Origin of the sequence: Adlercreutzia sp. ZJ242, from assembly GCF_011038995.1 — a bacterium.
GTDB lineage: Bacteria > Actinomycetota > Coriobacteriia > Coriobacteriales > Eggerthellaceae > CAAEEV01.
On sequence record NZ_JAAKEE010000108.1, the window covers coordinates 1 to 902 of the forward strand.

At 58.0% G+C, this 902-nt stretch carries 1 protein-coding gene and 1 tRNA gene; one reads left to right on the forward strand and one right to left on the reverse strand.

Features of this window, described 5'->3' with window-relative positions; translation table 11 throughout:
* Nucleotides 1-217 precede the first annotated feature (217 nt).
* Nucleotides 218-292 (forward strand) — tRNA-Val (locus G7Y49_RS11995).
* A 92-nt stretch (nt 293-384) separates the two neighbouring features.
* Here G7Y49_RS11995 and G7Y49_RS12000 read toward each other — a convergent pair.
* On the reverse strand, nt 385-726 hold the full coding sequence (locus tag G7Y49_RS12000; RefSeq protein WP_165174128.1) for a DUF1648 domain-containing protein: 342 nt from the start codon (nt 724-726) through the stop codon (nt 385-387).
* Nucleotides 727-902 lie beyond the last annotated feature (176 nt).

The window sequence follows — 902 nt, forward strand, 5'->3', positions numbered from 1 at the left end:
CCGCCGGCCGCGAGCGTGGCGGGCATGTCGGCCGAGGTGCGCTATGCTGCCGCCGTCGACTCCGGAATGGCCGGAACGGGCTGGTAGGAGATCGGGAGAGCATGGCCCCCATCAAAGTTACGCCGTCGAAATCGCGAGAAAGTGGAGAAAGGGGCTTGCGCTCGAGGTGAAGTGCCGTTATCATAATCAAACGCCGTTGAGATACGGCAGCATATTCGGTCGCTTGGCTCAGCGGGAGAGCATCGCCTTCACACGGCGGGGGTCACAGGTTCAAATCCTGTAGCGACCACCATGAACAGCACGGGCCGGACATTCCGGCCCGTTTCGTTTTCCACGCGCTTCACCCCTCAACGCAGAGATCGAGCTATGTCTCAAAAGAGCGGCCTAGTTAATTTGGCTGAGCCAGAAGACGAGTATTCCCACCCAAAGGAGCACCATGAACACTGCCATGCCGCAAAGGAAGGGACGAATTGTCTTTCGGCTAACTCCGTGAACAAGACCGAGGTCGAAGAGCTTGTCGCTGAATGCGTAAAAAAGCATGAACAGCAGGTTGCAGCCCAGCATGATGAAGGAGAGAGGGAGCATCTCCCACGGCGAACCGAAGCGGTCAACCTGACCTTGCGCGTTCCAATGCATCGGTATTTCGATGCCCGGTGGGAACTGCGCGATGGCGACAAGGGAGGCAATGGCGGGAGCCGCAATGACAGCTATCCAAAGCAGAGCCATGAACAACTTCTTGACGCCCCTGCTCGCCTTCGCATTCATATTCAGACCTCATATGACCCGGATCCTGTCAAGCGGGCGCAAGGAGAGACCCCTCGTCCGTCGGCGAGGGATCTCTCTCCATATGCATCGACCCTGTGGTGCGGATCCTGTTGCCTAACGCCTCAAAGCGTCGTATC

What these genes read in the sequence shown, in the direction of transcription:
- G7Y49_RS12000 (WP_165174128.1), bottom strand. Translation starts at nt 726, where the DNA reads ATGGCTCTGCTTTGGATAGCTGTCATTGCGGCTCCCGCCATTGCCTCC.